The following is a 26698-nucleotide window of genomic DNA, read 5'->3' as shown; positions in this document are numbered from 1 at the left end:
ATAAACGGGAGATAAGGGACGGCCCGCGTCACGGGTCTGTGACCGGTGCGCGACGGGTCTGGATGCCGGAGAGCGTGCCGCGATAGGGATGGACCCATGAGGAACAACGGGGGAGTCCCTTACGGGGCCGACGAGCCGACGAGTTTCGTTCTGCAACCGCCGACCCGGGTCGCCCCGGAGCCGACGGCCGAGTCCGCGCCCGGTCCGGTGCCTGCGCCCAACCCCGCGGCCAACCCCATGCCCAACCCCGCGACCGAACTCGATCCCGACCCCGGCACCGGGCGGCTCATCGCGGGCCGCTACCGGCTGCTCGGCAAGCTCGGGCACGGTGGGATGGGGACGGTCTGGCGGGCCGAGGACGAGACGGTGGGCCGTGAGGTCGCTGTCAAGGAGCCCCGCGTCCCGGACCACCTTCCCGAGCGTGAACGCGCCAATGTCTTCGAGCGGATGCGCCGCGAGGCGCGCGCCGCGGCCCGGCTCGACCACCCGGCGGTGGTGAACGTCCACGACGTCGCGGTCGTGGACGGACAGCCCTGGATCGTCATGGAGCTGGTCCGGGGCCGTTCGCTGGGCGCCGCCCTCCAGGAGGGCACGCTCGGGGTGCGTGAGGCGGCGCGTATCGGTCTTGAGGTGCTCGGCGCGCTGGAGGCGGCGCACGCGGCGGGCATCCTGCACCGGGACGTCAAGCCCGACAACGTGTTGCTGGGCCCGCACGGCCGGGTCGTCCTCACCGACTTCGGCATCGCGCAGATCGAGGGCGAGACGAATCTGACGGCCACGGGCGGCTTCGTCGGATCGCCCGAGTACATCGCGCCGGAACGGGTGCTCGGCCAGCGTCCGGGCCCGGCCTCCGACCTCTGGTCGCTCGGTGTCGTCCTGTACGCGGCCACGGAGGGCGTGTCGCCCTTCCGCCGCAGCAACACGCCCGCGACGCTCCAGTCGGTCCTCAACTCCACCCCGGCGCCGCCCGCTTCGGCGCGGGGTCCGCTGGCGGAGGCCATCAACGGGCTCCTGGACAAGGACCCCTCCCGCCGCCCCGGCGCGGACCGGGTCCGACGGATGCTGGAGGAGGCCGCCGAGCCACCCGCCCCGGAGCCGACGCAGGTGGTGCAGATCGCGGGTCCGGGCGGCAAGGGCCTGCGCGTACGCCGCACGCCCCTGCTCATCGGCCTCGGCGCGGTGGTCGTCGCGGCTGCCGTGGCGGCGTACCTGGTGTTCGCGAACCCGTTCGCGGGGCCGCTGCCCGACGGCTGGAAGAAGCACCACGACACGGACGTCGCCGCGACGCTGGCGGCACCCGCGGGCTACCAGAGATCGACGCCGGACCGGACGTCGGACAAGGGGCACTGGGTCACGTACACCGACTGGAGCGGCAGCATCTGGATCGGCCTGACCCTGATCAAGAAGTCCGAGGACACGAGCCATCGGATCAAGGACTCCTCGGCCGCCGAGATGTACGCCGACAACGACGACTTCAAGGGCAGCGGCGCGTACGAGCTGAGCATGCCCGAGGCCCCGCGGACGGACCCGGAGGAGACGAAGTACCACGGCAGGCAGTCCGCCGAGAACACCGTCGTCTACACGACCACCGACAGCCAGAACCCGCGCCCGCGCGAGGTGAAGATCTTCTACTACAAGACGTCCAAGGGCGACATGTACAAGTTCACGATCAGCTATCCGGGCAAGGGCGACTTCACGGCACGCGGCCGCGAAGTCGCCAGGACGGCGATCGCGAACCTGGACATCGACCAGCTGTAGAGGGGTGACGAGGGGTCAGGCGAGCTTGCCGGCCTGGGCCTTGATGAGCTCGGCGGGGATGCCGTACTCCTTGGGCTTCCCTTCGGCGAGGAACACGGCCAGGTTCATCGAGTAGTACGTGGCCACCGTGCTGCCGTGACGCACCGCCTCGCCGTGCACGACGATCTTGTCGCCGTCCGCGTCGCCGGTCACGGCGAAGGCGACCGACTCGTCGCCGCTGCCCGAGGCCTTCTCGGCCTCGACCTTGGTGAACTTCTGGGCGTCGTCCTTCGCGCCCTTCGCCGTGGCCGTGAACCCGCCCGTGCAGCCCTTGACCGCGTCGGAGACCGAGGACATGGCCTTCTGGGCGCCGTCGCCCTCGTACGAGGAGAGCGAGACGATGGTGACCGTCCCGCCCAGGGTGTCGGTGATCGAGTTGAGCGCGTCGTCGAGCTCCTTGTCCGTCATGTCCTCCATGCTCTTGGTGGAGGACGCGCTGGGCTTGGCCTCCACCGGCGTGGCCATCGTGTTGACGTACGCGGTCGAGTCGCCCGGCGCGAAGCCGGTGAGGACATAGGCGAGCGGCGCGCACTTCTCGTCGACGACGGTGATCTCCTCCTTGGAGGAGGCGAACCGCTCGGACTTGTCGGCCGCCGCGAAGCGGTACCCGTCGAGGTCGCCCTTGCCGACGATCAGCTTCTTCAACTCGGCGTCGCTCAGGGCCTTGACCGTGGCCGTCGCCCCCTTGCCGCCCGTCGCCTTGTCACCGGAGCCGGAATCCGAACCGGAGTCGGAACAGCCTGTGGCCAGGGCGAGCGAGAGCGCCGACGCGACCATTGCGACGCCGGGGCGCGACAGCGCGGATCTCTTCATTCTGGGGAAGTCCTTCGGTGTGCGGACGGAACCGGCCGCGCCTGGAGGCGCAGCCGGGTACCTGCCGTGTACATGAGGTGAAAGGACTATGTGGTAAAGGTCAAGTGAACGTCAAGTTGGTAAAGCGCCACCCGAGGCGGTGACGGTCACGCCTTCAGCTTGCCGGCGACCGCCTTGACCAGGTTCGTCCTCGAGACCTGCAGGGCGAAGCGATTCCCGGCGCCGGGGACCGGCTTGGCGTACCAGGGCAGTCCCCGTCGGCGCCACTTGGCGGGGGCCAGCTTCTTCGGGAGCACCGGGAGAGGCAACGACCAGTCGCCGAGGCGTAGTTCGCCGGTCCACTCGCCGGCGGTGAGTTCGGTGACGTTCACCCGCACGACGAAGGTGCCGTCACCGCGGACGGCGGTGAAGGAAGCGCTCCCACGGTGGCCGTCGTCCAGGACTACAGCGAGCGCGTGTTCCGGGTACTCGGCGAGGGTGCACCCCCCGGCGATCTCCAGCTCGGTGGGCGCGCCGGTGGCCCAGCGCACACCGTCGAACCGGAGGTGCGACCGCACGCCGTGCTTCTTCTCGCCGAGGTCGAGCGTGAAGTTGCCGTGCGGGTTGGTCGTGTACAGCGTGACTGCCCGCACGCCCGCGCCCGTGTCGACCACCCGTGTGCTCGCCTTGCCGGACACATCGTCGGCGCGCTTGCTGCCGATGCGGACCTCGCGCGACACGCCCATGGCGCCGACCGCGAGCGAGATGTCCCAGAGCCCGTCGTCGAGGGGCTTGCCGTCGGCGGCGGTGGTGATGTCGACGACCGCCTCGAACCCGGCCAGGTCGTACGCGTACGCGCCCTCGTCCGCGTCGGCGCCGAGACCCGGTGTCGCGGTGTGCGTGACGGGCAGCCGGAACTCCGTGCCGCTGTCGCGCTCGCGCAGGACAAGTCCAGTGGTGACGTCCTGCGTCTCCACACGGTGCAGATAGGCGTGTCCGGCCAGGTGAAGCGCGGTGCCCCGCAGTTCGGCCCGGCTGACGCGGTGGCGGACACCGAGCTGGTCGGTGACGTCGTAGCAGGCGTCGGGGACGGCGCGGGCGGGGTCGCGGAGGAAGGGGTAGCGGGCGTAGGCGCGGCCGGCGTCGAGGAGGACGGGGGTGGCCGCCTTGCTGTCGGCCAGTTCTTTCTCGAACCCCACCAATTCAAGTACCTCGTCCAGCATCCGGTGCCGTACGAGATGCAGCCGAACCCGGGCCATCGCCGAGAGTCGGTCGTTCATCCCCTCGTGCCACAGCGGGGCGATGATCTCCGCCATTTCGGCGAGGGACTTCAACTGCTGCGTGCGGGGTTCGTGTACCAGATGACTGTCGAGCACATGGGGCACGTCGACGGTGAGGTGCCGGTGCGCCAGGTGGTCGCGGCCGGGGCCGGGTGGCACGTTCTCCAGGATGAGGTCGACCATGGCGGCGAGGAACCGCAGGCGAGGTTCCGAACCCTTGGTGCGCACGGTGATGTTGCCGCCGTCTTCCCGCAGGGTGCAGAACAGGCAGTCGTAGTCGGCGATCACGGAGATCCCCGAGGCGTGCAGGTACGCCAGGGCGGTGAACGGCTGGTCCTCACCGACGGGCATGCCGGTCGGGAATCGCAGTGCGTGCCGCTCCAGCAGCCTGCGTCGGAACAGCTTCAGCGGGTTGAGGGCCCAGTAGACACGGGAGTTGAAGACATCAGTCTTCGGCTGATTGCTTCGGAACATCGACATGGGCAGGCCGCGTCCGCCGATGCCGACCATCTTGCCGAGCACAATGTCGGTGCCGTTCTTCTCGGCCATGGTGACCATGCGCTCCAGGGCCTCGGGTCCCAGATAGTCGTCGGCATCGAGGAAGAAGACGAACTCCCCGCGAGCGAGGCCGAGCCCGGCGTTGCGCGGCGCTGAGGGGCCACCAGAGTTCTCCTGGTGAACGACCTGCAAGAGCCCCGGAAACTCGTCGGCGAGACGTTCGAGCTCCTTGGCCGTTCCGTCCGTCGAACCGTCGTTGACCGCGATGATTTCCAACGCATCCCGCCCGATGGTCTGTTCGGCCACGGATGTGATGGAACGCGTCACATAGGGCATCGCGTTGTAGGCAGCGATAATCACCGAAACGGTGGGGCCGGCCATCGTCACGCTCTCCAAGTAGTCCGAGGTGCCCCTTCTCCCGGTCGACTTGGCTATTTCTTTTGTGGCCGCCGAGTGTGCAAGGGAAGGGGCTGGAAATGCTATGTGAATATCATGATTTAGCTGTATTTCTACTGAGTGCTTCTCGTGAAGCGGGCCCTTTTTCTCAGGGCTTGAGCTTGCCGGAGATCGCCCTGACGAGGTCCGTCTTCGCCACCCGGAGGGCGAACGTCGCACCGCTGCCGGACACGGGCTTCGCGTACCAGGGGACGCCCCGACGCCGCCACTTGGCCGCTGCCAGGTCCTTCGGAAGTCGGGGCAGGGGCACAGACCAGCCGGAGAGACGCAGTTCGCCGTTCCAGAGGCCGGCCGGGAGGTCGGTGACCGGCACGCGCGCAGTGAAAGTGTCGCCGTGTGCGGTGCGCGTGACCGGGAAGTCGGTGGTCGCGCCCTCGTCGTTACCGAGCACGAGGGTCAGCGGGCCGTCCGGGTAGGCACCCAACGTCCACCGACCGGTGATCAGCAGCTCGGTGGGGGTGCTGGCGTTCCAGCGGGTCGCCTCGAGCTTCAGGTGCGACACCACCCTGTGCTTCTTCTCGCCGAGGTCGAGTGTGAAGTTGCCGTGCGGCTTGGTGGTGTACAGGGTGACGGCACGAACGCCTCGAGTGGTGTCCACGACACGGGTGTCCGACACGCCGGACACGTCGGTGGCGCGCTTGCTGCCGATTCGTACCTCGCGCGAGAGTCCCTGCGCCCCGACGGCCAGGGAGATGTCCCACAGTCCGTCGGCGAGCGGCGCGCCGTCGGCCGCGCTGTCGATGCCGACGGCAGCCTCGAACCCGGCCATCTCGTACGTGTACCGGCCCTGGTCCTCGTGGGCACCCAGCCTCGGGGTGGCGGTGTGCGTGACGGGGAGGCGGTACTCCGTCCCGCTGTCACGCTCGCGGAGCACGAGCTCGGTGGTCACGTCGTCGGTCGCCACGCGGTGGAGGTACGCGTACCCCGCCAGATGCAGCGTGGTGCCGCGCAGCTCGGCACGGGAGACGTGGTGCCGGACGCCGACCTGGTCGGTGACGTCGTAGCAGTTGTCGGGCACGGCGCGTACGGGGTCGCGGAAGTACGGGTACTGGGCGTAGGCGCGGCCCTTGTCGACGACGAGCGGGGTGGCCACGTCGGACGCGTTCAACTCGTCTTCGAAGCGGTCGAGTTCGAGGAGCTCGTCGAGCATTTCGTGCCGTACGAAGTGGAGGCGCAGCCAGGCCATCGCCGAGAGTTCCTCGCGCAGACCGTCGTGCAGCAGCGGGGCGATGATCTCGGCGAGGCGGGCAAGGGTCCTGCGCTGGCTGTCGCGGGTCTCGAGCTTGAGGTGCCAGTGGATGAGCGTCCGCACTTCCACTGTGAGGTGTCGGTGTGCCATGCGGTCGCGTCCGGGGCCGGGCGGGACCTTGTCGGTGATCAGGTCGACCATGCGCGCGAGGTAGCGCAGCCGCGGTTCGGAGCCCGAGGTGCTCGTGGTGACGTTGCCGCCGTCGTCCCGCAGGACCCAGAAGATGCAGTCGTAGTCGGCGACCACGGAGATCCCGGACGCGTACAGATAGGCGCTGGCCACGAACGGCTGGTCCTCGCCGGTGGACAGATCCGTCGGGAAGCGCAGCTCGTGCCGTTCCAACAGCTCGCGGCGGAACAGCTTCATCGGGCTGAGAGTCCAGTACACACGGGAGGTGAAGACGTCCGTCTTGGGCTGGTTCTGCCGGAACATGGAGGTGGGCGCGCCGCGTCCGCCGACACCGACCATCTTGCCGAGCACGACGTCTGTGCCGTTCTTCTCCGCCATGGTGACCATGCGCTCCAGGGCCTCCGGCCCCAGATAGTCGTCGGCGTCCAGGAAGAAGACGAACTTCCCGCGGGCCAGGTCGAGTCCGGCGTTGCGGGGCGCCGCGGGTCCGCCGGAGTTCGCCTGGTGGATGACGCGCAGCCACTGGGGATGAATGGCGGCCAACCGATCGAGTTCGGCGCCGGTCCCGTCGGTCGAGCCGTCGTCGACGACGATGACTTCGAGTTGCTCCTGGCCGATGCTTTGCTCGGCGACCGAGGAAAGGGTGCGCGTCACATAGGGCATCGCGTTGTAGGCAGCGATAATCACCGAAACGGTGGGCGTGGCCATCGTCACGTTCTCCTGGCAAGACGGGGCACGCCTCGTTTTGGGCCGCATTTGAAACCGCGAAAGCCAAGGTCCATGTGCGCGGGAGAAGGTGCCGACAGGGATGTGAATATACCGTGAGTTGCCAGTGCGTACAACATGAATGCCCGGTGAAATGCGGGGTTGGAGCGTGCTGCAGGTCACTGTTCGGCGGTCGATTTGTTCACGCTTCTGGCGAAATGAAACTTCTGTTCAATTGATCTTGAATGCATTGGGTTGCGTGTCCGCGTACCCCCCCATGGCAACAAAGCAACGGTACGGGGGCACTTCCTAAGGATTCAATATTTCATCGGCGCTCGATGTCGTCACCGATGTGCGTCGGGAAAGCGAAAGTGTGGTGATTTCCCGGATGGGCGAGATGGATGGAACCGCGAGCCGACGGCCAGGCGGCCGCGGCGTGAGGGCCCACGGTTGCGAGCGGCGTAGTCCGCGCGGCGCTACCGTGGAGGCAGCGACACGCCCTGTAATCGGTGGAGGACCGCGGTGACCATCATGAGCGAGCGTCCGGCGACCATAGACGCTCCTTCGGCCGGAGCCTTTGGGGACATGCTTCGGACCGTCGAGGAGCTGGACACGCCTGAGGGTTACAAGGCCGAACTCATCCGGGGGAAGATCGTCGTGTCGCCGTGGTCGAAGTTGCGCTACAAGAAGGTGATGAAGTCGCTGCGGCTCCAGCTCGAGCCGCATGCGCCGGAGGGGCACGACGTGGACGTGGCGCCGTTTCTCTTCACGTTCCCCCGCTCCGAGCGCGGATTCGGCCCCGACCTCCACGTAGCCGACGAATCCGCCTTCGAAGCCGAAGGCCGACACGCCGACGGTGCCGCGCTCTCCCTCGTCGCGGAGCTGACCTCCGCATCCACCAAGGACGCCGACTGGCTCGACAAGCTGGACACGTACGGGCGCGTCGTTCCCGTGTATCTGGTGCTGGACATGCAGGTGGGGGAGATCACCGCGTTCTGGGACCCGTCCCCGAAGGGCTATCGGTCGCGGACGACGGTCACCTTCGGTACGTCCCTGCATGTTCCCCCGCCCTTCGACTTCGACCTCGACACCTCACAGTTCGCGGCCGGAGCGGACGCGGAGAACTGACCAAGCCGGCCGGCCCCGAATCGACACCCGCCGCCCGAACAACGCCCTGATCAGGGCGTTCCCTGCCAGTGCCCACTGGCGCGGTGTGTGCAGTCGGTGAAAGCGGGTTACCAACGGGTACCCAAAGCCCCCGCTCCGTCATACGCTGCGCCTCATGACGGACTCGCAGGCCTCGGAAAACACCGGCACGGTCAAGTCGGAAAAGACCGGCACCAACCCCCTCGCCCCCGCCCCCGTGGGCGCCCGCACCGCCGCCGACGTGGTCACGCCCGAGCTGGTCGCGCAGCTCACCAAGGGTGTCGTCGGCTCCGGACGGACCGCCAACCACACCCCGTTCACCGGCGAGAAGCTGGCCGACCTGCCCGAGTCCACCCCCGAGGACGTACAGGAGGCCTTCGAGCGGGCCCGTAAGGCGCAGGTCGCCTGGGGTGCCACGCCCGTACGGCAGCGCGCGGCCGTCCTGCTCCGCTTCCACGACCTGGTGCTCGCCCGCCAGGCCGAGGTGCTCGACCTCATCCAGCTGGAGACGGGCAAGGCCCGGCTGCACGCGCACGAAGAGGTGCAGGCCGTCGTCGTGGCCGCCCGCCACTACGGCAGGAAGGCCCCCGCCTACCTCCGCCCCAAGCGGCACGCCGGGGCCATGCCCACCCTCACCAAGGTCACCGAACTGCGCCACCCGCGCGGTGTCGTGGGTCAGATCGCGCCCTGGAACTACCCCCTCGAACTCTCCGTCGGCGACGCGCTTCCGGCCTTCGTCGCGGGCAACGCGGTCGTCATGAAGCCGGACACCGAGACCTGCCTCACCGCCCTGTGGGCGCGCGACCTGCTCGTCGAGGCCGGGCTGCCCGCCGAGGTCTTCCAGGTCGTCATCGGGGACGGTCCGGTCGTCGGCCCGGAGGTCGTCAAGCACGCCGACTACGTCTCCTTCACCGGGTCCACCCGGACCGGCCGCGAGGTCGCCCAGGGCGCCGCCGCCCGGCTCGTCGGCGTCTCCCTCGAGCTCGGCGGCAAGAACGCGATGGTGGTCCTGGAGGACGCCGACATCGACAAGGCCGCCGCGGGCGCCGTCCGCGCCTGCTTCTCCTCCGCGGGGCAGCTCTGCATCTCCATCGAGCGGTTGTACGTCCACGAGTCCGTCGCCGACGCGTTCGCGGAGCGCTTCGCCGCCCGGACCAAGGCGATGCGGCTCGGCACCTCCCTCGCCTACGGCGCCGACATGGGCTCGCTGGTGGGGGAGCGGCAGCTGGAGACCGTGACCCGGCATGTGGAGGAGGCGGTCGCGAAGGGCGCGAAGGTCGTCGCCGGTGGCGTCGCCCGCCCCGACATCGGCCCCTACTTCTACGAGCCCACCATCCTCGACGGCGTGGAAGCCCCCATGGCCGTCTGCAACGAGGAGACCTTCGGGCCCGTCGTCTCCCTCTACCGCTTCAAGACGGACGACGAGGTCGTCGAACTCGCCAACTCCACGTCGTACGGCCTCAACTCCTCCGTCTGGACGAAGGACGGGCGGCGCGGACGCGCGGTCGCGGCGCGGCTGCGCACCGGCACGGTCAACGTCAACGAGGGATACGCGCCCGCGTACGGCAGTGTCCAGTCGCCGATGGGCGGCATGAAGGACTCCGGCCTCGGCCGCCGGCACGGCTCCGAGGGCATCCTCAAGTACACCGAGGCGCAGACCGTCGCCCAGCAGCGGCTGCTGCCGATGGCGCCCTCGCTCGGCATGGACGACGAGAAGTACGCGCAGTTCATGAGCCGCAGCCTGAGGGTGATGAAGGCGCTCCGGCTGCGATAAGGGCCCCGGCGTGGGCCTGGCAAGGGCTCCGTCAGGCCGCACCACGTTCTCAATGAGGAGAGCAGCACGTGTCACAGGAGAACTCCGTCCACAACCCGGACGACACCGCTTACGACTACGACGTCATCGTCGTCGGCTCCGGCTTCGGTGGCTCGGTCACGGCCCTCAGGCTCACCGAAAAGGGCTACCGCGTAGGCGTGTTGGAAGCCGGCCGTCGCTTCACCCGCGACGCGCTGCCCAAGAACTCCTGGGACATCAAGAAGTACCTGTGGGCGCCGGCGCTCGGCATGTACGGCATCCAGCGCATCCATCTGCTGGGCAACGTCATGGTGCTGGCGGGCGCCGGAGTCGGCGGCGGCTCCCTGAACTACGCCAACACCCTCTACGTACCGCCGAAGGCCTTCTTCGACGACCCGCAGTGGAAGGACATCACCGACTGGCAGGCGGAGCTGAAGCCGTACTACGACCAGGCCCGCCGCATGCTCGGCGTCCGGCTCAACCCGACGATGACCCCCTCCGACGTCCATCTCAAGGCGGCCGCACAGCGGATGGGCGTCGGCGACACCTTCCACATGGCGCCGGTCGGTGTCTTCTTCGGTGACGGGCAGGACGCGGACGGTACGGCGAAGGCCGGGCCCGGCGGTGAGGTGGAGGACCCCTACTTCGGGGGCGCCGGACCCGCCCGTAAGGCGTGCACCGAGTGCGGCGAGTGCATGACCGGCTGCCGGCACGGCGCGAAGAACACCCTCAACGAGAACTACCTGTACCTGGCGGAGAAGGCGGGCGCGGTCGTGCACCCGATGACCACCGTCGTGTCCGTCACCGACGACTCGCAGGGCGGATACGCCGTCGCCACCCTGCCCACGGACGGGAAACGCAAGGGCGCGGGGCGGACGCTCAAGGCGCGCAGGGTCGTCATCGCCGCGGGTACCTACGGCACGCAGACACTGCTGCACCGGATGAAGGCGGGCGGCCAGCTGCCCTACCTCTCCCCGAGGCTGGGCGAGCTGACCCGCACCAACTCGGAGGCGCTGGTGGGCGCGCAGACCGACAACCGCCGCTACCGCAAGGCGCACGGCACACCCAAGGCCGACTTCACCCAGGGTGTCGCCATCACGTCGTCGATCCACCCGGACGAGAACACCCACATCGAGCCCGTCCGCTACGGCAAGGGTTCGAACGCCATGGGCGGCCTGTCCATCCTCCAGGTCCCCTACGCGGAGGGCTCGTCGAGGGTGGCGGGATGGCTGGCGAACGCGGCGAGGCACCCGCTCCTCGTGCTCCGCTCGCTCTCCAACCGCCGCTGGTCCGAGCGGACCATCATCGGTCTGGTGATGCAGTCGCTGGACAACTCCCTGACGACCTACCTGAAGCCGAAGGGCGCGGGGAAGGGCCTGCTGACGGCCCGGCAGGGGCACGGCGCGGCCAACCCCAAGCAGATCAGGGCCGCGTCCGAGGCGGCTTCCGCCGTCGCCGCGGAGATCAACGGCTTCGCGGGCAGCAACGTGGGCGAGCTGATGGGAACGCCGCTGACCGCGCACTTCCTGGGCGGCTGCCCGATCGGCGACTCCCGGGAGACCGGCGTGATCGACCCGTACCACCGGCTGTACGGCCACCCGGGCATCTCCGTCGTCGACGGTGCCGCGGTCTCCGCGAACCTCGGGGTGAACCCGTCGCTCACCATCACCGCCCAGGCCGAACGCGCGATGTCGTACTGGCCCAACAAGGGCGAGGCGGACCCGCGTCCGGCGCCGGGAGCGGCGTACGAGCGTCTGAAGCCGGTCGAGCCCCGTGACCCGGCGGTGCCCGCGGACGCCTTCGGCGCGCTGCGGCTGCCGTTCCTGGGGATGCCGACGGTGCCCCCGAAGTCGTAAGCAGTACAGCTGTAAGCAGTACAGCCGTACTGCTTACAGCTGTTGGCAGCACACAAGGGGCAGACGGCTCATGTGAACGCGAAGAAGGACCTGTGCCCCCCTCCGAGCCCAGGTCCTTCTTCTCTTACGAGGCGTGCTGCCTACGTGGGTGTGTCGCTCACCGCTTACGCGGTCGCGTCACCCGACTTGCGACGCCGCACCACGAACACCGCACCCGCACCGGCGACGACGGCGATGCCACCGGCGAGCGCGATCATCGGCAGGGCGGAGCTGGAGCCGGTCTCGGCGAGGCTGCCGTTGACCTCAGGCGTGTTGCCCTTGTCGGCCGGCTTGTCCGAGACCGGAACCTTGCCGCCTTCCTGCGGCTTGGTGCCATCGGTGTCGGTACCCGAGGAGACGATCTGGAACTTGTACGCGACCTCGCCGAAGCCCGTGCACTGGCCGTCCGTGTCGCCGTAGATGCTGGCGCCGAGCGAGAAGCCGGCGCCGACCGGGGCGCTGGACTTCACGTTGATACGGAGCGGGATGTCGACCTCGTAGTCGGGCTTGAGCTCGTCGGTGTAACCGACGTAGCCGACCGCGTAACCCTCGGAGTCGACGTCCTCCCAGGCCTTGGTGTCCTCGTTGTATGCCTGGAGCTGGACCTTCTTGCTCTGGAAGAGGTCGTCGCCCGCCTTGTCGGAGGACGCGCCGGCGAAGAAGCCGAGCTCGTTCAGCGTGGACTTGGAGTTGTTGAGCACGTTCAGGGAGAACTTGTGCCAACCACTGCCCGCCGCGATCTTGCCGGGCAGGCCGGAGATGGAGACGTCGACCTTGGAGTCCTGGCACTCGGACGGCTCGGGCTCCGGCGTGTCGGACGGCTCCGGCGACGTGGTGCTCGGCGCGGGGGTCGCGGAGGTCGTGGTGGTGGCGGTGGCGGAGGCGCTCGGCGTCGGAGTGGTCTCGGTCGCCGACGCGGACGGGGTCTCGGAGGGCGCGGGAGTGGTCTCGGTCGGGGTCGCCGACGCGGGCTCGCTCGCGGTCTCGGACACCGTCGCGGTGGGGGAGGGAGTCTCCTCCGCGAACGCGGCCGGCGCCGAAAGCAGCGCCAGAGGGGCTATTGCTGCCGTTGCGGCCGCCAGGGCCATGGCACGGCGAAGCTTCATGAAGACCTCGGAAAGTCCGGTACCGCGTCGTCACGGTACTCGTATGGGATGAGGCCTCCGCGTGTGGGGCGCGGGTGTGGCCGTTGGTTCAGCAGGTGTGACCCGCGAAACCTGAGAACGGTTGTGCCTTCACTCACAGAATTCTTATGTGGGCTGTGTCACACACGGATCTGCGTGGATCTGCCTTGTGTACAGGCTTTCGATCCACTTAAAACTGATCTTCGTGTCTGACAAGCAGCCCGAAGGGGCGGGGGAATCCGGGGAGTTCGAGCAACCCTCCGTCCCCGACGACGTGTGGGAGCGGTTCGCTCGCGACACCGAACGTGACATCCGCAGTTCGGCGCCGAAGGAGCCGTCCGCCCGGGCGCGCATGGTGACCGAACGGCTCCGGCAGAAGGACGCCAAGGGCGCCCAGCCGGAGGGGTGGCGAACGGGTCCGGCCATGGGGGTCCCCCCTGGTCGAGCGAAGTCGAGAGCTTGGGGCAGGGAGATGGACGGGCGCGCGGCCCGTCGGCGCCGGCTGTGGGCGATCCTCGGCGTGCCCGTCGCGGTCGCCGTGGCGCTGGTGGCGGTCAAGCCGTCGCTGCTGCCGGGCGACCCCTTCGGCACGTCGTCCGACGCGTCGTCCGGTTCGCCGTCGGGGGGTGCGTCCGCCGCCGCGCTGCCCGCCGAGACCGCGCCTCCGACCGCCGCTCCCTCCAGTGCCGCGCCCGACACGCCCACCCTCGACAGGCCGTTCGCCGGCTCGCCCGCCGAGCGCTGGGCCGACGGCGCCGCCGCCATCGTCGTACCGAAGGCGACGCCGGTCGGTACGTTCACTAGCGCGCAGGTGGCCGCGGCCCTGAAGCGGGCGAAGACCCTGCTCGTCGGGGCGAACCTGGCCCCGGGGACCCTGCGGGGTGAGCGTCCCGAGAGCGCGCTCGCCGTTCTCGACCCGAAGCAGCCCCGCATGCTCGACGACGTGAACAGCTGGCTGCGCGCGCCGGGCAAGAAGCACGATCCGCTGATGCTCTTCAGCCGGTTCGACCCGGCCGAGGTGCGGCCGGCCGGGGATGTTGTCAAGGTCCGTGGCCGGATGACGTTCAAGGCGGGCGCACACGCGTCCGTCGCCATCCACATGGACTACACCTTCGTCTACCCCCTGATTCAGGCGGACCGGGCATCGAAGGCGCCGGGGACGACGGGGACGACGGAGACGTCGGGGGCGCCGGCCGAGGGTTCCGGCGGGGGCTCGACCGAGGTGGCCCGCACCATCGTGCGCCGCGTCCTCGACCTCGAACTCCTCGACCCGCGGAAGTACCAGGCCACTCCCGGCAAGCTGGCGATCACCCGGTACGACCAGAACCTCGGCAACACCGCCTGCGATGTCTACGACGGTTTCCTGCACCCCCAGTTCGACTCGGCCGCCCCCACCGGCGCGCCTCCGACGGGGCCCACGACCGACCCGTACGACCGCAGCCGGGACATCGAGCACTCCGGCAAGGAGGCGTGCGGCACGCTGTCCCGCACGTGACGGGAGCCGATGGGTCCGGCGGGATCTGACGGCGTGCGAAGGGCCCCGCGGGACGGAGACCGCGGGGCCCTTCGTCATCAGCACCGACGTCAGGGCAGCGCCGGTGCCTGGGGAGCGGCGCCGGGGGGTGCGCCGCGGGTCTTGGTACGGACACGGGGTACGGACACGAGGTACGGGTACGGGGGGTACGAACGTGAGGGGACGGACACGGGGTACGGGACTTGGGACCGTGGAGCAGATTCCGTCGGACGGCCCCGGGCGTCCCCGGAGCCGACCGTTCTCTTGAGTGACCGGGCTGCTGTCCCCTGCCGTCCGGTCACACCCCTGGGACGAGGTCCCACGACGTACGGCACGATCCGTACGTCTCATCGCCCCAGTGGAGCCACGCGTGGTTCTTTCGGGCCCGCCCCTGGCTGGCACGGACACCGGGACCAACGAAGTCCGCGGCGCCCCGGTCACGCGCCGTACGGGTGAGAAGGCATGCGTACGTGCGTACGTCGCGTAGGGGGTCAGACGCGGCCGCGGCACAGCTCCAGCAGCGTCATGGCGAGCGAGGTGCCGGGCTTGCCGAGCGCGTCCCTGAAGTGGGCGAGGATCTCCATCTCGCGCGAGAGGTTCACCCGGCGGCCACCGGACTCGATCCGGGCCTCCTGGATCACCTTCGACACGGCCATCCGTTCCTGGACCAGGCCGATGATCCGGTCGTCGAGGGCGTCGATGCGTTCGCGGGCGCCGGTGATCACGTCTGCGGCCTCGTCGGTACGGGCGCCGGTCTTGTCGAGTACGTCGGCCACGGTGGGCTCCTCTTGGGATGAGGTGCCCCGGATCGGCAGGACCCGGAAACGACAGACGCCCCGGGCCTTGTCGGCCCGGGGCGCCTGGGAAGTCGCTTGTCAGTTGCTCAAGCAGCACGACCATGGCAGCCGGTGGGCCGGTTGCCATAGGTAAACAGGAAGGTCGCCTGCGTAAGCATGGAAGCAGTATGCCCACAGGGCCGTGCCACGTCCAAGCGGGTTCGGATACTGAGACTCGCACCCGACTGCGAGTGGGCGGGGCTTCGCCCCACGTCCCCCGTCTGCCCGAAGCTCTTCGGCTGACGGCCGGTGGGGGCCGGCCGCGCAGTTCCCCGCGCCCCTGAGGCGGGGGCGGAGAACCCGGTGCAGGCATGCTCGCGTGGACCCCCGGTAGACTCGATACCCCACACCCCCTGCTCACCGCCGGAAGGCAAACCGTGCCAGAAGCGTCCCCCGCCGCCCCCGACACCGTCCTGGTCGTCGACTTCGGTGCGCAGTACGCCCAGCTCATCGCCCGCCGCGTCCGCGAGGCCCGGGTCTACAGCGAGATCGTGCCGAGCACCATGCCGGTCCAGGAGATGCTCGCCAAGAACCCGGCGGCGATCATCCTCTCCGGAGGCCCCTCGTCGGTGTACGCCGAGGCCGCCCCCCGTCTCGACCGTGCGATCTTCGAGTCCGGCGTCCCCGTCTTCGGCATGTGCTACGGCTTCCAGCTGATGGCGACGACCCTCGGCGGCACGGTCGACAACACCGGCGCCCGCGAGTACGGCCGTACGCCCCTGCACGTCTCCAAGTCCGGATCGACGCTCTTCGAAGGCACCCCGGACGAGCAGTCGGTGTGGATGTCGCACGGCGACGCGTGCAGCGCCGCCCCCGAGGGCTTCACGGTCACGGCGTCCACGGACGTCGTCCCGGTCGCGGCCTTCGAGAACGACGAGAAGAAGCTGTACGGCGTCCAGTACCACCCGGAGGTCATGCACTCCACGCACGGCCAGCAGGTGCTCGAGCACTTCCTGTACCGCGGCGCGGGCCTCACGCCGAACTGGACGACCGGCAACGTCATCGACGAGCAGGTCGCCCTCATCCGCGAGCAGGTCGGCGACAAGCGTGCCATCTGCGGCCTCTCCGGCGGCGTGGACTCCGCCGTCGCCGCCGCCCTCGTACAGAAGGCCATCGGCTCCCAGCTGACCTGCGTGTACGTCGACCACGGCCTGATGCGCAAGGGCGAGACCGAGCAGGTCGAGAAGGACTTCGTGGCCGCGACCGGCGTACAGCTGAAGGTCGTGGACGCGCAGGAGCGGTTCCTCACCGCGCTCAAGGGCGTCTCGGACCCCGAGGAGAAGCGGAAGATCATCGGCCGGGAGTTCATCCGGGTCTTCGAGCAGGCCCAGGCGGAGATCATCGCCGAGGCCGCGGAGGGCGAGGACGTCGCCTTCCTGGTCCAGGGCACGCTCTACCCGGACGTGGTCGAGTCCGGTGGCGGCACCGGCACGGCCAACATCAAGTCCCACCACAACGTGGGCGGCCTCCCCGAGGACCTCGAGTTCGAGCTCGTCGAGCCGCTGCGCAAGCTGTTCAAGGACGAGGTCCGGATGGTCGGGCAGGAGCTCGGTCTCCCCGACGAGATCGTCCAGCGCCAGCCCTTCCCGGGCCCGGGCCTCGGCATCCGGATCGTCGGCGAGGTGACGAAGGAGCGGCTCGACCTGCTCCGCGAGGCCGACGCCATCGCCCGCGAGGAGCTCACGGCGGCCGGCCTGGACCGTGACATCTGGCAGTGCCCGGTGGTCCTGCTCGCGGACGTCCGCAGCGTGGGCGTCCAGGGCGACGGCCGCACGTACGGCCACCCGATCGTGCTGCGCCCCGTCTCCTCCGAGGACGCGATGACCGCCGACTGGTCCCGCCTCCCGTACGAGGTCCTCGCCAAGATCTCGACCCGCATCACCAACGAGGTCGCGGACGTCAACCGAGTCGTCCTCGACGTCACGAGCAAGCCCCCGGGCACGATCGAGTGGGAGTAGTCCCACCCGTCAGGTCCGCCTGAGAGTCCGCACCGGCTCTCCGGGCGTCCAGACCTGGACGACCAGATACGTGTCGTCCTCGACGTAGGTCCGTGCGACCTCCGTCAGCTCGGTGCGGAAGAGGTGGAACGGCTCCGGCGGTTCCACCTCTTTCACGTACGCGGCCTTGGCCGCCCCGTCGTCCACCTCGACGGCCCGTCCACTGATCCGGACGTCCCCGCCCCCCATCGCCGTGCCCGGCCCCGGGTTCGCCTGGAGCGCGAAGCGCGGGTCGCGGCGCAGGTCGAGTGCCTTGAGCGAGTCCGGCATCATGCCGAGCCACAGCTCGCCGCGCAGGAAACGCACCTCAAGGCCGGTGGTCCGCGGTGAACCGTCCTTGCGGAGGGTCGCGAGGACGTGGTGCGTGAAGGCACCGAAACGCTCTTCGACCGACTGGGCGAGTGAGGGTTCGGCGGCGGCGAAGGTGCCCCAGCGCGCAGGGTTCGCATGTTCGGCAGGGCTCTCGGCAAGGCCGTTGGTAGCGCTCATACGGTGAGTGTGGCGCCAATACCCGACACGTACTGTCGGGTATTGGCGGGCGCTCGGCAGGCGCCCTCGGGCCCCGGCCCCGACCCTCTCGTAACGGTTGCGCACTCTCTTCACCGAACGACTCTGTTCTCCTGCACCGACCAGAGGTAACTTCCGCTCCGTATCGGACACGCCAGTGCTGGAGGACCTATGCAAGGGCCCACGCCGCCCCTGCCCCTGCCCACCGACCAGCTGCAGTTCGCCATGCCGCCGATGTACGACTCGTTGGACGACGAGCGACGTCATCGCAAGGAGCGGTTGGCCGGGGCGCTGCGGATCTTCGGGCGGCTCGGCTTCGAGGACGGGGTCTCCGGTCACATCACCGCGCGCGACCCCGAGTACAGCGACTGCTTCTGGGTGAACCCCTTCGGGATGCCCTTCAAGCACGTCACCGTGAGCGACCTGGTCATGGCCAACCAGGACGGGCAGGTGATCGAGGGCCGCTACCACGTCAACCAGGCGGCGTTCACCGTGCACGCCCAGGTCCACGCCGCCCGCCCCGACGTCGTCGCCGTCGCGCACTGCCACTCCGTGCACGGCCGCGCCCTGTCCGCCCTCGGTGACCTGCTCGACCCGATCAGCCAGGAGAGCTGCGCCTTCTACGAGGACCACGCGCTGTACGACTCGTACACCGGTGTCGCCGTGGACACCGAGGAGGGCCGCCGGATCGCCTCCGCGCTCGGCACCCGCAAGGCGCTCGTGCTGCGCAACCACGGGCTGCTGACCGTGGGCGACTCGGTGGACGCGGCGGCCTGGTGGTTCCTGTCGATGGAGCGCTCCAGCCAGGTCCAGCTGACCGCACGGGCCGCGGGCCGCCCGATCCTCATCGACCACAAACAGGCGGTCGCGACCCGGGAGCAGCTCGGCGGCGACCTGGTGGCATGGATCAACTACCAGCCGCTGTGGCAGGACATCAGCCGCAGCGAACCGGACCTCCTCAGCTGAAACCCGCAGGGCTACCGCTGAAACCCGCAGGGCAACCGCTAGAACCCCCGCAGTACAGCCGCCTTGGTCGCCGCGAACTCCTCGTCCGTGAGCACACCGTCGCGATGCAGCTCGCCCAGCTCCCGCAGCCGGCGCAGCAGTACGTCGTGATGGTCGGCCTGGGCCGGTACTGGTGCCGGCACCGGTACCGATCCTGGTCCCGCAGTGGCGGCGGAGAGTTGCTGCGGCCGGTCGACGTGCTCGCCCGCCCGGAGGGACGGATGCGGCAGCCGGGCGGTCACCGCGGCGGCGACGAGCGCCGTGAGCAGATCGCGGCGGGCGCTGCCCCACAGGTCGAGGGCGAACGGATCCTTCTCCGGCGGCAGTTTGGAGAACACGGTCTCGCGCGTCACGAACCGCAGAAACCCGTCCTCGTACCCGGAGTTGGGCAGCCACTCCACCTGCACCAGGTCCCCGACGGCGATGATCCGCGGCCCCGTCGCCCGCTTGACCCGGTCCGAGGTGTCCGCCCAGTCGATCCGCACCTGCGCGCCGTCGAAGGAGACCACGCCGTCGCTGGACCGGACGGACACGGGCACGGGTGGCCCCGCGAGGAGGAAGGCCTTCGCCGGCTCCTTGGGGATCTGGTCCAGGAGCAGGGCGTGCCGGATCTCCTCGGCGACGTACTCGGCGACCCCGGTACGGTCGATGTCGACCGTCAGCCGGTACGGGTCCGCCGCGTCGGGCAGCCGCCCGCCGGTCGCCTGGAGCAGCGGATCGGCACCCTCACGGAGCCTGAGGCGCAGTCTGCCGCGCTTGCGTTCGGGTTCGTAGACGATGCCTGAAACCGCCTCCAGGGGGACGGTGATCTCTCCGTACGTCTGCCGGAACAACGGCACGGAGCGATGGAGTCCCGGCGTGATCCTGACCGTGCTGCCGTCGAAGGCCCAGGTCCCGTCGCGCTGGATGATCTCGGCCATGGGGAAATTCTCGCAGCCGGGTCAACACGGGGTCCCCCGCTTCACCCGCGCTGACCAGACCTGCCCGACGCGACCACTGTTTCGTGCGGCACAATGCCCTGTCATCGCAAGGCAGTTGCAAGACTTGCGAGGCAGCTCTCGGCGCGGGGAAGGCGGCAGTGGGCGTGGCGGTGCAGGAGGCGAGACACGGCTCGGAGCGCGGTGGCGGGCTCGGTGCGGGACAGGGGGCGGCGCACACGGGCGGCTGCACCTGCGGGGACTGTCCGCACGGGGCGCGCGAGGGGCACCGGCGCGCCGTCGCCGCGTTCCTCACCAAGCGCGACGAGCTGGCGTCCGGACAGGGACTGCCCGCCGCCGTCGCGCACTCGGCGTCCGCGTCCCGGCAGTGGGTGTCCGACGAACTCACCCAGTCCGCCGACCTGGTAGCCGAGCGCGGACGCGTCGACGGCGAGGCCTGGCTGGGACGCCTGTGGCGGCACACGGCGTACGCGGTGTGGGGGGCCGTCCTGACCCTGCTCATCGTCCAGGCCCTCACGGCGATCGGCGCGGGCTGGACGGCGGCGCGCACGGCGGGCCTGCTGGCCGCTCTGGTGGTGGCCGCCGGGCTGACGGGCGCGGGCTATCTGCACCGGGCGCGGGGCGGGACCCTCGCCCCGGTCGTCGGTGACGACAACCGCCTCTCCACCTCACGGGCGATGGCCGCCGGCTGGGTGCTGTTCGTCGTCTACGCCGTACTCGTCCTCGTCGGCCAACTGGCGGCGGCCTCCGCCCACGGCAAGCGCGACGACCTGATCGCCGGCCTCGAACTCGCCCGCGGTGCCGGTGTGGTGACCGTCGTCGCCGTCGTCTGCGCGATCGCGGTGCTGGTACGCCGGGTCGTGGGCCTGCGGGTCCTCGGGCAACGCCTGCAGAAGGTGCGCGCGGACCGGCCGCGCGCCGCCGACCTCCTCACGGACGACTCCGGCCGGGGCAGCTTCGCCGACATCCAGTACGTCGTCATCGGCGCCGTCGCCCTGGTCTTCGCGGCGGTACGGCTCGCCAGGCGCCCGGAGCAACTGCCCGACCTCCCCTGGGGCCTGGCGCTCCTGGTCCTCGTCTCGGCGGCCACCTATCTCGCCGGGAAGTACGCCGAGGGCGGTCGCCCCGTCATCCTCTCCGTCGTCCGCTCCCGTGAGGCAGGCGACCTCGACGCGCCGATCCGCACCGGCGACGACATCGAGATCCGGGGCGCCGGTTTCGTCCCACCCGGGGCCCAGAGCGCGGACCGTCTGTCCCGCATGGTCGTCCGCATCGGCGCGGTGCACGTCCATGTCCCCCTGGTGCCGGTCCCCGGCGGCTTCAGCAACCCCACGGACGCGGTCCTGACCGTGCCGGTCCCGGTCGACGTGGAACCTGGCCAGGTGGAGGTCCAGGTGGTAACGGCGGCCGGAGTGGAAACGAACCGCTGCCTGATCGAGGTGACGGACTGAACCACCCCGCGGCTGCGTGCGGGGGCCTCACCGTAGTCGTTCGACTGCGGGTGGGTGGGATAATTGGAGTCGTACAGCGGGCCGGTGGGGGCCGTTCGCGCAGTTCCCCGCGCCCCTTGCGGGGTGCGCCCGCGCCATCAAGAAATCTGGCCCCGAGCGTTGAACGGGAATCCGTTCTCGTACGTATGGTTTGTTGAGGGGTCAACGGCACGTGGCGAGAGGCGGCGGAGAGCGATGACTCACGGTATGCGGTCGGACACCCAAACCCCCTATCTCGACGGCGGCGGACGAAACTGGCGGGACACCGCCACCCGCTACGCCCTGTTGCCCCTGCGCGTCTTCCTCGGCGTCACCTTCATCTACGCCGGCATCGACAAACTCACCGACAGCGCCTTCCTCTCCGACTCCGGCTCCGGCTCGGTCGGCGACCTGATGCGCAACGTGCGCGACTCCTCCGCGATCCCGGCCCTCGTCGACCTCGCTCTGAAGAGCCCCGTCGGCTTCGGCTACGCCATCGCCTTCGGCGAACTGGCCGTCGGCATCGGCACCCTGATCGGCCTGCTGGCCCGCCTCGCGGCCCTCGGCGGCGCGCTCATCTCCCTCAGCCTGTGGCTGACGGTGAGCTGGGCCTCCGACCCGTACTACTACGGCAACGACCTCGCCTACCTGATGGCCTGGCTGCCCCTGGTCCTCGCGGGCGCATCGGTCTTCTCCGTCGACGCGGCCTTGCGCGCGAGGCGCGCCCAACGGTCCGGAAACCTCCGCTACTGAGCAACGCGGGTCAGGGCAGTTCAGCAGAGCGTCGCACGGCACCGCGGTGGATCGCACGGCGACACAGGGTGGATCGCACGGCGACGCAGAGCGGAGCGCACGGCGACGCAGGGTGGTGGGTGCAGGGCGAGTAGATCGCCCTGCGCCCACAGACGCTCCGTTCACGCCCCCGCTACCCGGACACCCCCGCCCCCCGTCGCCGCAACCGTCGCCGACGTATGCCATGGGTCAGGAACGCCACCGCGCCCGCCAGGCAGAGTCCACCCGTGACGACGGGGATGATCGCGAACCACGGTGTGTCCCACCAACCGCCCGCGTCGCCCGCGTAGGTGACGCCCGCGGCGGTGAGGAAGAGGCCGGCGACCAGCTTTCCCGGCTCGAACTCATGACGTGGCACGGATCACCTCCGCCTGTCCCACGCCGACCTGGAGGTTCAGGTCGAGCGTGCCGCCGTTCTTGCTGCCGGTCGGGGCCGGCAGGGTCACCTGCTTGTGCTTGCCCGGTTCCACGTCCACGTCCTTCTTGCCGTCACCCGGCAACTGGATGTCCCCGACGCCCACGTCGATGTTCAGCTTCACGGTCGCGTCCTTGGGGACGATCACCTTCAACTGGCCCGCGCCCACCTCCGCGGTCGTCGTCACCGTCTGGCCCTTGGTGAGGCCGAGATGGGTGAGATCGAGGGTGCCCACCCCCGTGCCGAGGTCGAAACTCTCCGGCACGGCGGCAGCGGTCCTGGGAGTCCACTCGACCCGCATCCAGTGGGTGCTGATGTCCTTCGGCATGGCCACGGAGCCGGCCAGCAGCGCCGCCGTGATCACTGCGAGGAAGATCGACCCCGCGCCCGTACGCCCCACGAACGCGCTGAGTGCTATACCCAGGCCGAACACGACGAGCGCGCAGGACAGACCGGTCTGCAGGCTGGTGGCGAGCGGATGCTCGTTCCACGTCAGGCCCGTGCCGAGGCCGCCCGCGACCAGCGCGAGCAGGAAGACCCAGCCGCCGATCCAGCGCGGGCCGCGCGGCTGCGGCTCACGGGCCGCACGGAGGTCCCGTATGTCGGGGCGGGGCATGCCGCGGGCGATGTTGAGTGCCGCCGCGACATCCCGGTCCCGGGCGTCCGGCGGGCCCCACAGATAGCCGGTGCCGCCCACGTGCGAGCCGTCCTTGACGATCGGGTCGCGCCACCAGGAGGGGTAGGAGACGGGGACGGGCGGGGCCTGCGCCTCCGGCGGGGCGTCCGCCACCGCCTGGGCGGCGAGCGGGTCGGGGTCGGGGGCGCCGCGCTGCTGCGACCAGTACCCCGCGCCCGCGAGAAGCAGGGAGAGGACGACGGCGAACGTCAGCACACTGCCGTTGCTCAACATCGACAGGAACACCCCGCAGCCGACCAGCGCGAAGAGCACGGCCGCCAGCGCGTGGCCGTCGACGCGGCCGGTGAGGAGCTTGCGGACCTCGTTCTCCTCCTCGTCGTCGTAGGGAACGAACAGCCAGACGAAGCCGTAGAAGATGAGACCGATGCCGCCCGTGGCGGAGAGCACGGCGAGCACGATCCGGAAGATCACCGGGTCCATGTCGCACTGCCGCCCCAGCCCGGCGCACACACCGCCCAGCATCTTCTGCCGCCGGTCGCGCCGGAACCTGCGCGGGCCCTCGGGCACGGGCGGCGCCCCGTGCGCGCGCGGTTCCTCACCTGTCGCGCCCGGCGCTCCCGCGCCCTCCGCGGCTCCCCCGGCGCCCGTGGCGGTGCCCGCGGAGGGCGGCACGGCGTCCCGCGGCCCGGCGCCCGACGGTGGGGCGCCCGGGCCGGGGCCCGGATCCGGCTCCGCTGCCGCGCGCTGCTGATCTGTCATGAGTCCATGGTGACGGGCGGGAAGGCCCGGCGGCAGTCGGGACGACCCTGGCCGAACCCTGATATCGGCCCTGACGGGGGCGGAGGGAACCGTTCGAGCACCGGTCTCTCGAAGATCAGGGGAGTCTCGGGGGTCGACCCTGATGCTCCTGCCCTCCGCCCGTGTGAACATCGATGGCATGCCGGAAGCCGCAGCAGTGCCCCTCGACGACCCGCGGCCCCCGCGCAAGCTCTACCGCAGCAGCGACGGTCGCTGGCTCGGGGGCGTGGCGCGAGGGCTCGCCGGGCATCTCGGGCTGCCGGTGATCTGGGTGCGGCTGGTGTTCGTCGGCCTGTTCATGGCGGACGGTCTCGGGGCGCTGCTCTATGCCGCGTTCTGGTTCTTCGTGCCGCTCGGCGTCGGCGGCGTCGACTCCGGGCGTACCTCGGCCTTCACCACCGAGACCGCCCCGGACGGCCGCCGCAGACTCGTGGCCCGCAAGCCGGACCGGGGCCAGATGGTCGCCCTGCTCCTCATGGTCGTCGTGGCCATGGTCTTCGTCGGCAATGTGAATCTCGGCGGTGGGGCAAGGGCCTATCTCTGGCCGACCGTTCTCGTCGGTGCGGGCGTCGCCCTGGTCTGGCGCCAGGCGGACAACGCGCGACGGGCCCGCTGGGTCGAGGTCGGCCGTCGTCGTCGTACGCTCACGCTGCTGCGCTCCGCGGCCGGTGTCCTGCTCGTCACCGCGGGCGTCTCCGGAATATTCGTGCTCCAGGGCTCGGCGGCCCACCTCGGGTCGGTCCTCCAGGCGGCACTCGCGGTCCTGGTCGGCACGGCGCTCCTCGCCGGCCCCTATCTCGTGCGCATGACCCAGGACCTCTCCGAGGAGCGCCTGATGCGCATCCGCGCCCAGGAGCGGGCCGAGGTCGCCGCCCACGTCCACGACTCGGTGCTGCACACCCTGACCCTGATCCAGCGCAACGCGGAGAACGCGAACGAGGTGCGACGGCTCGCCCGCGCCCAGGAGCGCGACCTGCGCGCCTGGCTCTACAAACCGGAGGGCACCGGCAAGGACGAGGCGGACGAGCCGGCGACCCTGGCCGAGGCGGTCCGTCGCAACGCGGCCGAGGTCGAGGACAAGCACGGCGTCCCCATCGAGGTCGTCGTCGTGGGCGACTGCCCGCTCGACGAGGGCCTGACCGCACAGATGCAGGCCGCGCGGGAAGCGATGGTGAACGCCGCCAAGTACGGTGGCGAGGGCGGCGCCGTACAGGTCTACGCCGAAGTCGAGGGCAGGACGGTCTTCGTGTCCGTCCGCGACCGCGGTCCAGGCTTCGATCTCGACGGGATACCCGCCGACCGCATGGGCGTTAGAGAATCGATCATCGGCCGCATGGAGCGCAACGGCGGCACGGCGCGACTGCGCGCGGTGCCGGACGGCGGCACGGAGGTCGAGCTGGAGATGGAAAGGGCGGAGAAGACGTCATGAGCGACGTGAACGGACCGACCGGGCAGACCCCGGCATCGAACGGGCCGGAGGATGCCGCCGTGGGTACGGCCGGGACGGGGGCCGGGGCTGAGGCCGCGCCCGGGTCGACCACCGGGTCGGCCGCCGAGTCCGTCGCCGGTGCGGGCGCGCCCACTGCTGCTGCCGAGGGCGGACGCCGTGTGCGGGTCGTGCTCGTCGACGACCACCGCATGTTCCGTACGGGAGTACAGGCCGAGATCGGAGAGACCGAGCGGACCGGCGTCGAGGTGGTCGGCGAGGCCGCGGACGTCGACCAGGCGGTCACGGTCATCACGGCCACCCGGCCCGAGGTCGTCCTGCTCGACGTCCATCTGCCCGGCGGCGGCGGTGTCGAAGTGCTGCGCCGCTGCGCCCCGTTGATGGCCGACGCCCGGCAGCCCGTCCGTTTCCTCGCGCTCTCCGTGTCGGACGCCGCGGAGGACGTCATCGGTGTGATCCGCGGCGGAGCCCGTGGGTACGTCACCAAGACCATCACCGGCACGGACCTGGTGGACTCCGTCTTCCGCGTCCAGGACGGCGACGCGGTCTTCTCGCCCCGCCTGGCCGGATTCGTCCTGGACGCGTTCGCCTCCACCGACGCCCCGCCCGTCGACGAGGACCTCGACCGTCTCACCCAGCGCGAGCGCGAGGTCCTGCGTCTCATCGCCCGCGGCTACGCCTACAAGGAGATCGCCAAGCAGCTGTTCATCTCGGTGAAGACGGTCGAGTCGCACGTCTCGGCGGTCCTCAGGAAGCTCCAGCTGTCGAACCGGCACGAGCTGACCCGATGGGCCACCGCGCGTCGGCTGGTCTAGCCGATCGCGCCGAGAGGGTTGCCTACCGGTGTTCCGCGTCGGGCGCCCGGCCCAGTATCCGTAGCGCCCAGCGGTAGTGACGTACGGCCTTCACGATGCCGATGAGGCCGGTCAGCCACAGGATCAGGCCGATGCCCATGCCCTGGACGACATCGCTGTACAGGGGGTGGCCGGGCTCGGCCCGCGCGGCCGCCGTGAAGGACGTCCAGGCGCCGATCGCGCAGACGCCGAGCGAGGAGAGCAGCCAGAAGAGGCTGAGGCCGGGGGAGCGCAGCCGGGAGTCGGTCGCGGGATGCCGGTCCAACGCGGACCAGGCGTCGAGCAGTCGGTGTATGTGATGGTCCCGGCGCACGGAGAGGGCGACGGCGACGACGGTCGGGGCGAGCGCGGCCAGGCCCAGCAGGGCGAAGAGCGGGCCCAGGACGAAGCCGGTGGGGTCGCGCTGCTCGAGTTGTCGCAGCGGCAGCACCAGCAGCGCCCAGCCGACGATCGCCGCGAGCGCCAGCAGCCAGAGCAGCAGCACCCGGTGCACTCCGAGGCTCCGCCTGCGCAGCTCCTCCAGGGCCCGCCCCCGGTCGGCCAGCAGCGCGGCGCGGTCCGGCCAGGTCCTGATGTGCGCGGGCGGCGGCGGAGGCGGCAGCAGAGAGCCGGGCATCAGGACCTCTC

21 protein-coding genes are annotated in these 26698 nt (G+C 70.2%); 11 read left to right on the top strand and 10 right to left on the bottom strand.

Annotated features, from left to right (window positions below; all coding sequences use genetic code 11):
* Window positions 1-96: 96 nt before the first annotated feature.
* Entirely contained in the window at window positions 97-1758 is a 1662-nt protein-coding gene (locus tag AQJ27_RS13385) for a serine/threonine-protein kinase (protein ID WP_067366931.1), read from the top strand.
* Between the two features lie 15 nt (window positions 1759-1773).
* Here AQJ27_RS13385 and AQJ27_RS13380 read toward each other — a convergent pair whose 3' ends face one another.
* The 3 genes from AQJ27_RS13380 to AQJ27_RS13370 form a co-directional block, all read right to left on the bottom strand.
* Complete coding sequence (locus tag AQJ27_RS13380; protein ID WP_079064956.1) at window positions 1774-2610, bottom strand: hypothetical protein; 837 nt, start codon at window positions 2608-2610, stop codon at window positions 1774-1776.
* A gap of 146 nt (window positions 2611-2756) precedes the next feature.
* The gene (locus AQJ27_RS13375) at window positions 2757-4703 is read right to left on the bottom strand and encodes a glycosyltransferase family 2 protein (protein ID WP_244313870.1); all 1947 of its coding nucleotides are present in this window, start codon (window positions 4701-4703) and stop codon (window positions 2757-2759) included.
* Between the two features lie 208 nt (window positions 4704-4911).
* Window positions 4912-6909 carry a glycosyltransferase family 2 protein gene (locus AQJ27_RS13370; protein ID WP_079064955.1) on the bottom strand — a complete coding sequence of 666 codons (1998 nt, stop codon included), beginning with the start codon at window positions 6907-6909 and terminating at the stop codon, window positions 4912-4914.
* Between the two features lie 582 nt (window positions 6910-7491).
* Between AQJ27_RS13370 and AQJ27_RS13365 the strand changes: the two genes are divergently transcribed.
* The 3 genes from AQJ27_RS13365 to AQJ27_RS13355 all read left to right on the top strand — a co-directional run bounded on the left by AQJ27_RS13365 (window position 7492) and on the right by AQJ27_RS13355 (window position 11700).
* Window positions 7492-8034, top strand: a complete 543-nt coding sequence (locus tag AQJ27_RS13365; RefSeq protein WP_235613584.1) for a Uma2 family endonuclease — start codon at window positions 7492-7494, stop codon at window positions 8032-8034.
* 154 nt (window positions 8035-8188) lie between these two features.
* Window positions 8189-9826: a succinic semialdehyde dehydrogenase gene (locus AQJ27_RS13360; protein WP_067366917.1), complete on the top strand. Its 1638-nt coding sequence runs from the start codon at window positions 8189-8191 to the stop codon at window positions 9824-9826.
* Window positions 9827-9894: 68 nt separating this feature from the next.
* Window positions 9895-11700 carry a GMC family oxidoreductase N-terminal domain-containing protein gene (locus AQJ27_RS13355; RefSeq protein WP_067366914.1) on the top strand — a complete coding sequence of 602 codons (1806 nt, stop codon included), beginning with the start codon at window positions 9895-9897 and terminating at the stop codon, window positions 11698-11700.
* A 164-nt stretch (window positions 11701-11864) separates the two neighbouring features.
* On the opposite strand, the gene AQJ27_RS54665 is transcribed toward AQJ27_RS13355, so the two are convergent.
* On the bottom strand, window positions 11865-12845 hold the full coding sequence (locus AQJ27_RS54665; RefSeq protein WP_067366911.1) for an LAETG motif-containing sortase-dependent surface protein: 981 nt from the start codon (window positions 12843-12845) through the stop codon (window positions 11865-11867).
* A gap of 223 nt (window positions 12846-13068) precedes the next feature.
* Between AQJ27_RS54665 and AQJ27_RS13345 the strand changes: the two genes are divergently transcribed.
* Window positions 13069-14358, top strand: a complete 1290-nt coding sequence (locus AQJ27_RS13345) for a hypothetical protein (RefSeq protein WP_067366908.1) — start codon at window positions 13069-13071, stop codon at window positions 14356-14358.
* Between the two features lie 509 nt (window positions 14359-14867).
* Here AQJ27_RS13345 and AQJ27_RS13340 read toward each other — a convergent pair.
* Window positions 14868-15191, bottom strand: coding sequence for a chorismate mutase (locus tag AQJ27_RS13340; RefSeq protein ID WP_079064954.1), 324 nt, complete (start codon window positions 15189-15191; stop codon window positions 14868-14870).
* Window positions 15192-15589: 398 nt separating this feature from the next.
* Between AQJ27_RS13340 and guaA the strand changes: the two genes are divergently transcribed.
* Complete coding sequence (guaA, locus tag AQJ27_RS13335) at window positions 15590-17170, top strand: glutamine-hydrolyzing GMP synthase (protein WP_067366905.1); 1581 nt, start codon at window positions 15590-15592, stop codon at window positions 17168-17170.
* A gap of 9 nt (window positions 17171-17179) precedes the next feature.
* On the opposite strand, the gene AQJ27_RS13330 is transcribed toward guaA, so the two are convergent.
* The gene (locus AQJ27_RS13330; RefSeq protein ID WP_067366903.1) at window positions 17180-17698 is read right to left on the bottom strand and encodes a pyridoxamine 5'-phosphate oxidase family protein; all 519 of its coding nucleotides are present in this window, start codon (window positions 17696-17698) and stop codon (window positions 17180-17182) included.
* Window positions 17699-17887: 189 nt separating this feature from the next.
* Here AQJ27_RS13330 and AQJ27_RS13325 point away from each other — a divergent pair, with 189 nt between their 5' ends.
* Entirely contained in the window at window positions 17888-18682 is a 795-nt protein-coding gene (locus AQJ27_RS13325; RefSeq protein WP_067366900.1) for a class II aldolase/adducin family protein, read from the top strand.
* A gap of 38 nt (window positions 18683-18720) precedes the next feature.
* Here the strand turns inward: AQJ27_RS13325 and AQJ27_RS13320 are convergent, their stop codons facing one another.
* Window positions 18721-19641: a DUF4429 domain-containing protein gene (locus tag AQJ27_RS13320; protein WP_067366897.1), complete on the bottom strand. Its 921-nt coding sequence runs from the start codon at window positions 19639-19641 to the stop codon at window positions 18721-18723.
* Window positions 19642-19805: 164 nt separating this feature from the next.
* On the opposite strand from AQJ27_RS13320, the gene AQJ27_RS13315 reads away from it, so the two are divergent.
* Window positions 19806-21110, top strand: a complete 1305-nt coding sequence (locus AQJ27_RS13315) for a hypothetical protein (protein WP_067367854.1) — start codon at window positions 19806-19808, stop codon at window positions 21108-21110.
* A gap of 234 nt (window positions 21111-21344) precedes the next feature.
* On the top strand, window positions 21345-21881 hold the full coding sequence (locus AQJ27_RS13310; protein ID WP_067366894.1) for a DoxX family protein: 537 nt from the start codon (window positions 21345-21347) through the stop codon (window positions 21879-21881).
* 172 nt (window positions 21882-22053) lie between these two features.
* On the opposite strand, the gene AQJ27_RS13305 is transcribed toward AQJ27_RS13310, so the two are convergent.
* The gene (locus AQJ27_RS13305) at window positions 22054-22278 is read right to left on the bottom strand and encodes a hypothetical protein (protein ID WP_067366891.1); all 225 of its coding nucleotides are present in this window, start codon (window positions 22276-22278) and stop codon (window positions 22054-22056) included.
* Window positions 22265-23731 carry a PspC domain-containing protein gene (locus tag AQJ27_RS13300; protein WP_067366888.1) on the bottom strand — a complete coding sequence of 489 codons (1467 nt, stop codon included), beginning with the start codon at window positions 23729-23731 and terminating at the stop codon, window positions 22265-22267. Before AQJ27_RS13300 ends, AQJ27_RS13305 begins: the two co-directional genes overlap by 14 nt.
* Before the next feature lie 178 nt (window positions 23732-23909).
* Here AQJ27_RS13300 and AQJ27_RS13295 point away from each other — a divergent pair, with 178 nt between their 5' ends.
* Both AQJ27_RS13295 and AQJ27_RS13290 read left to right on the top strand, forming a co-directional pair.
* Window positions 23910-25199 carry an ATP-binding protein gene (locus AQJ27_RS13295; protein WP_388119865.1) on the top strand — a complete coding sequence of 430 codons (1290 nt, stop codon included), beginning with the start codon at window positions 23910-23912 and terminating at the stop codon, window positions 25197-25199.
* Window positions 25196-26032, top strand: a complete 837-nt coding sequence (locus tag AQJ27_RS13290; RefSeq protein WP_067366882.1) for a LuxR C-terminal-related transcriptional regulator — start codon at window positions 25196-25198, stop codon at window positions 26030-26032. The genes AQJ27_RS13295 and AQJ27_RS13290 overlap by 4 nt, the downstream gene beginning before the upstream one ends.
* Before the next feature lie 22 nt (window positions 26033-26054).
* On the opposite strand, the gene AQJ27_RS55590 is transcribed toward AQJ27_RS13290, so the two are convergent.
* The gene (locus AQJ27_RS55590; protein WP_079064953.1) at window positions 26055-26687 is read right to left on the bottom strand and encodes a hypothetical protein; all 633 of its coding nucleotides are present in this window, start codon (window positions 26685-26687) and stop codon (window positions 26055-26057) included.
* Window positions 26688-26698: the final 11 nt, after the last annotated feature.

It is taken from the genome of Streptomyces olivochromogenes (genome assembly GCF_001514115.1).
Lineage (GTDB): Bacteria > Actinomycetota > Actinomycetes > Streptomycetales > Streptomycetaceae > Streptomyces > Streptomyces olivochromogenes.
This window is presented reverse-complemented; position numbering and strand designations above follow the sequence as displayed.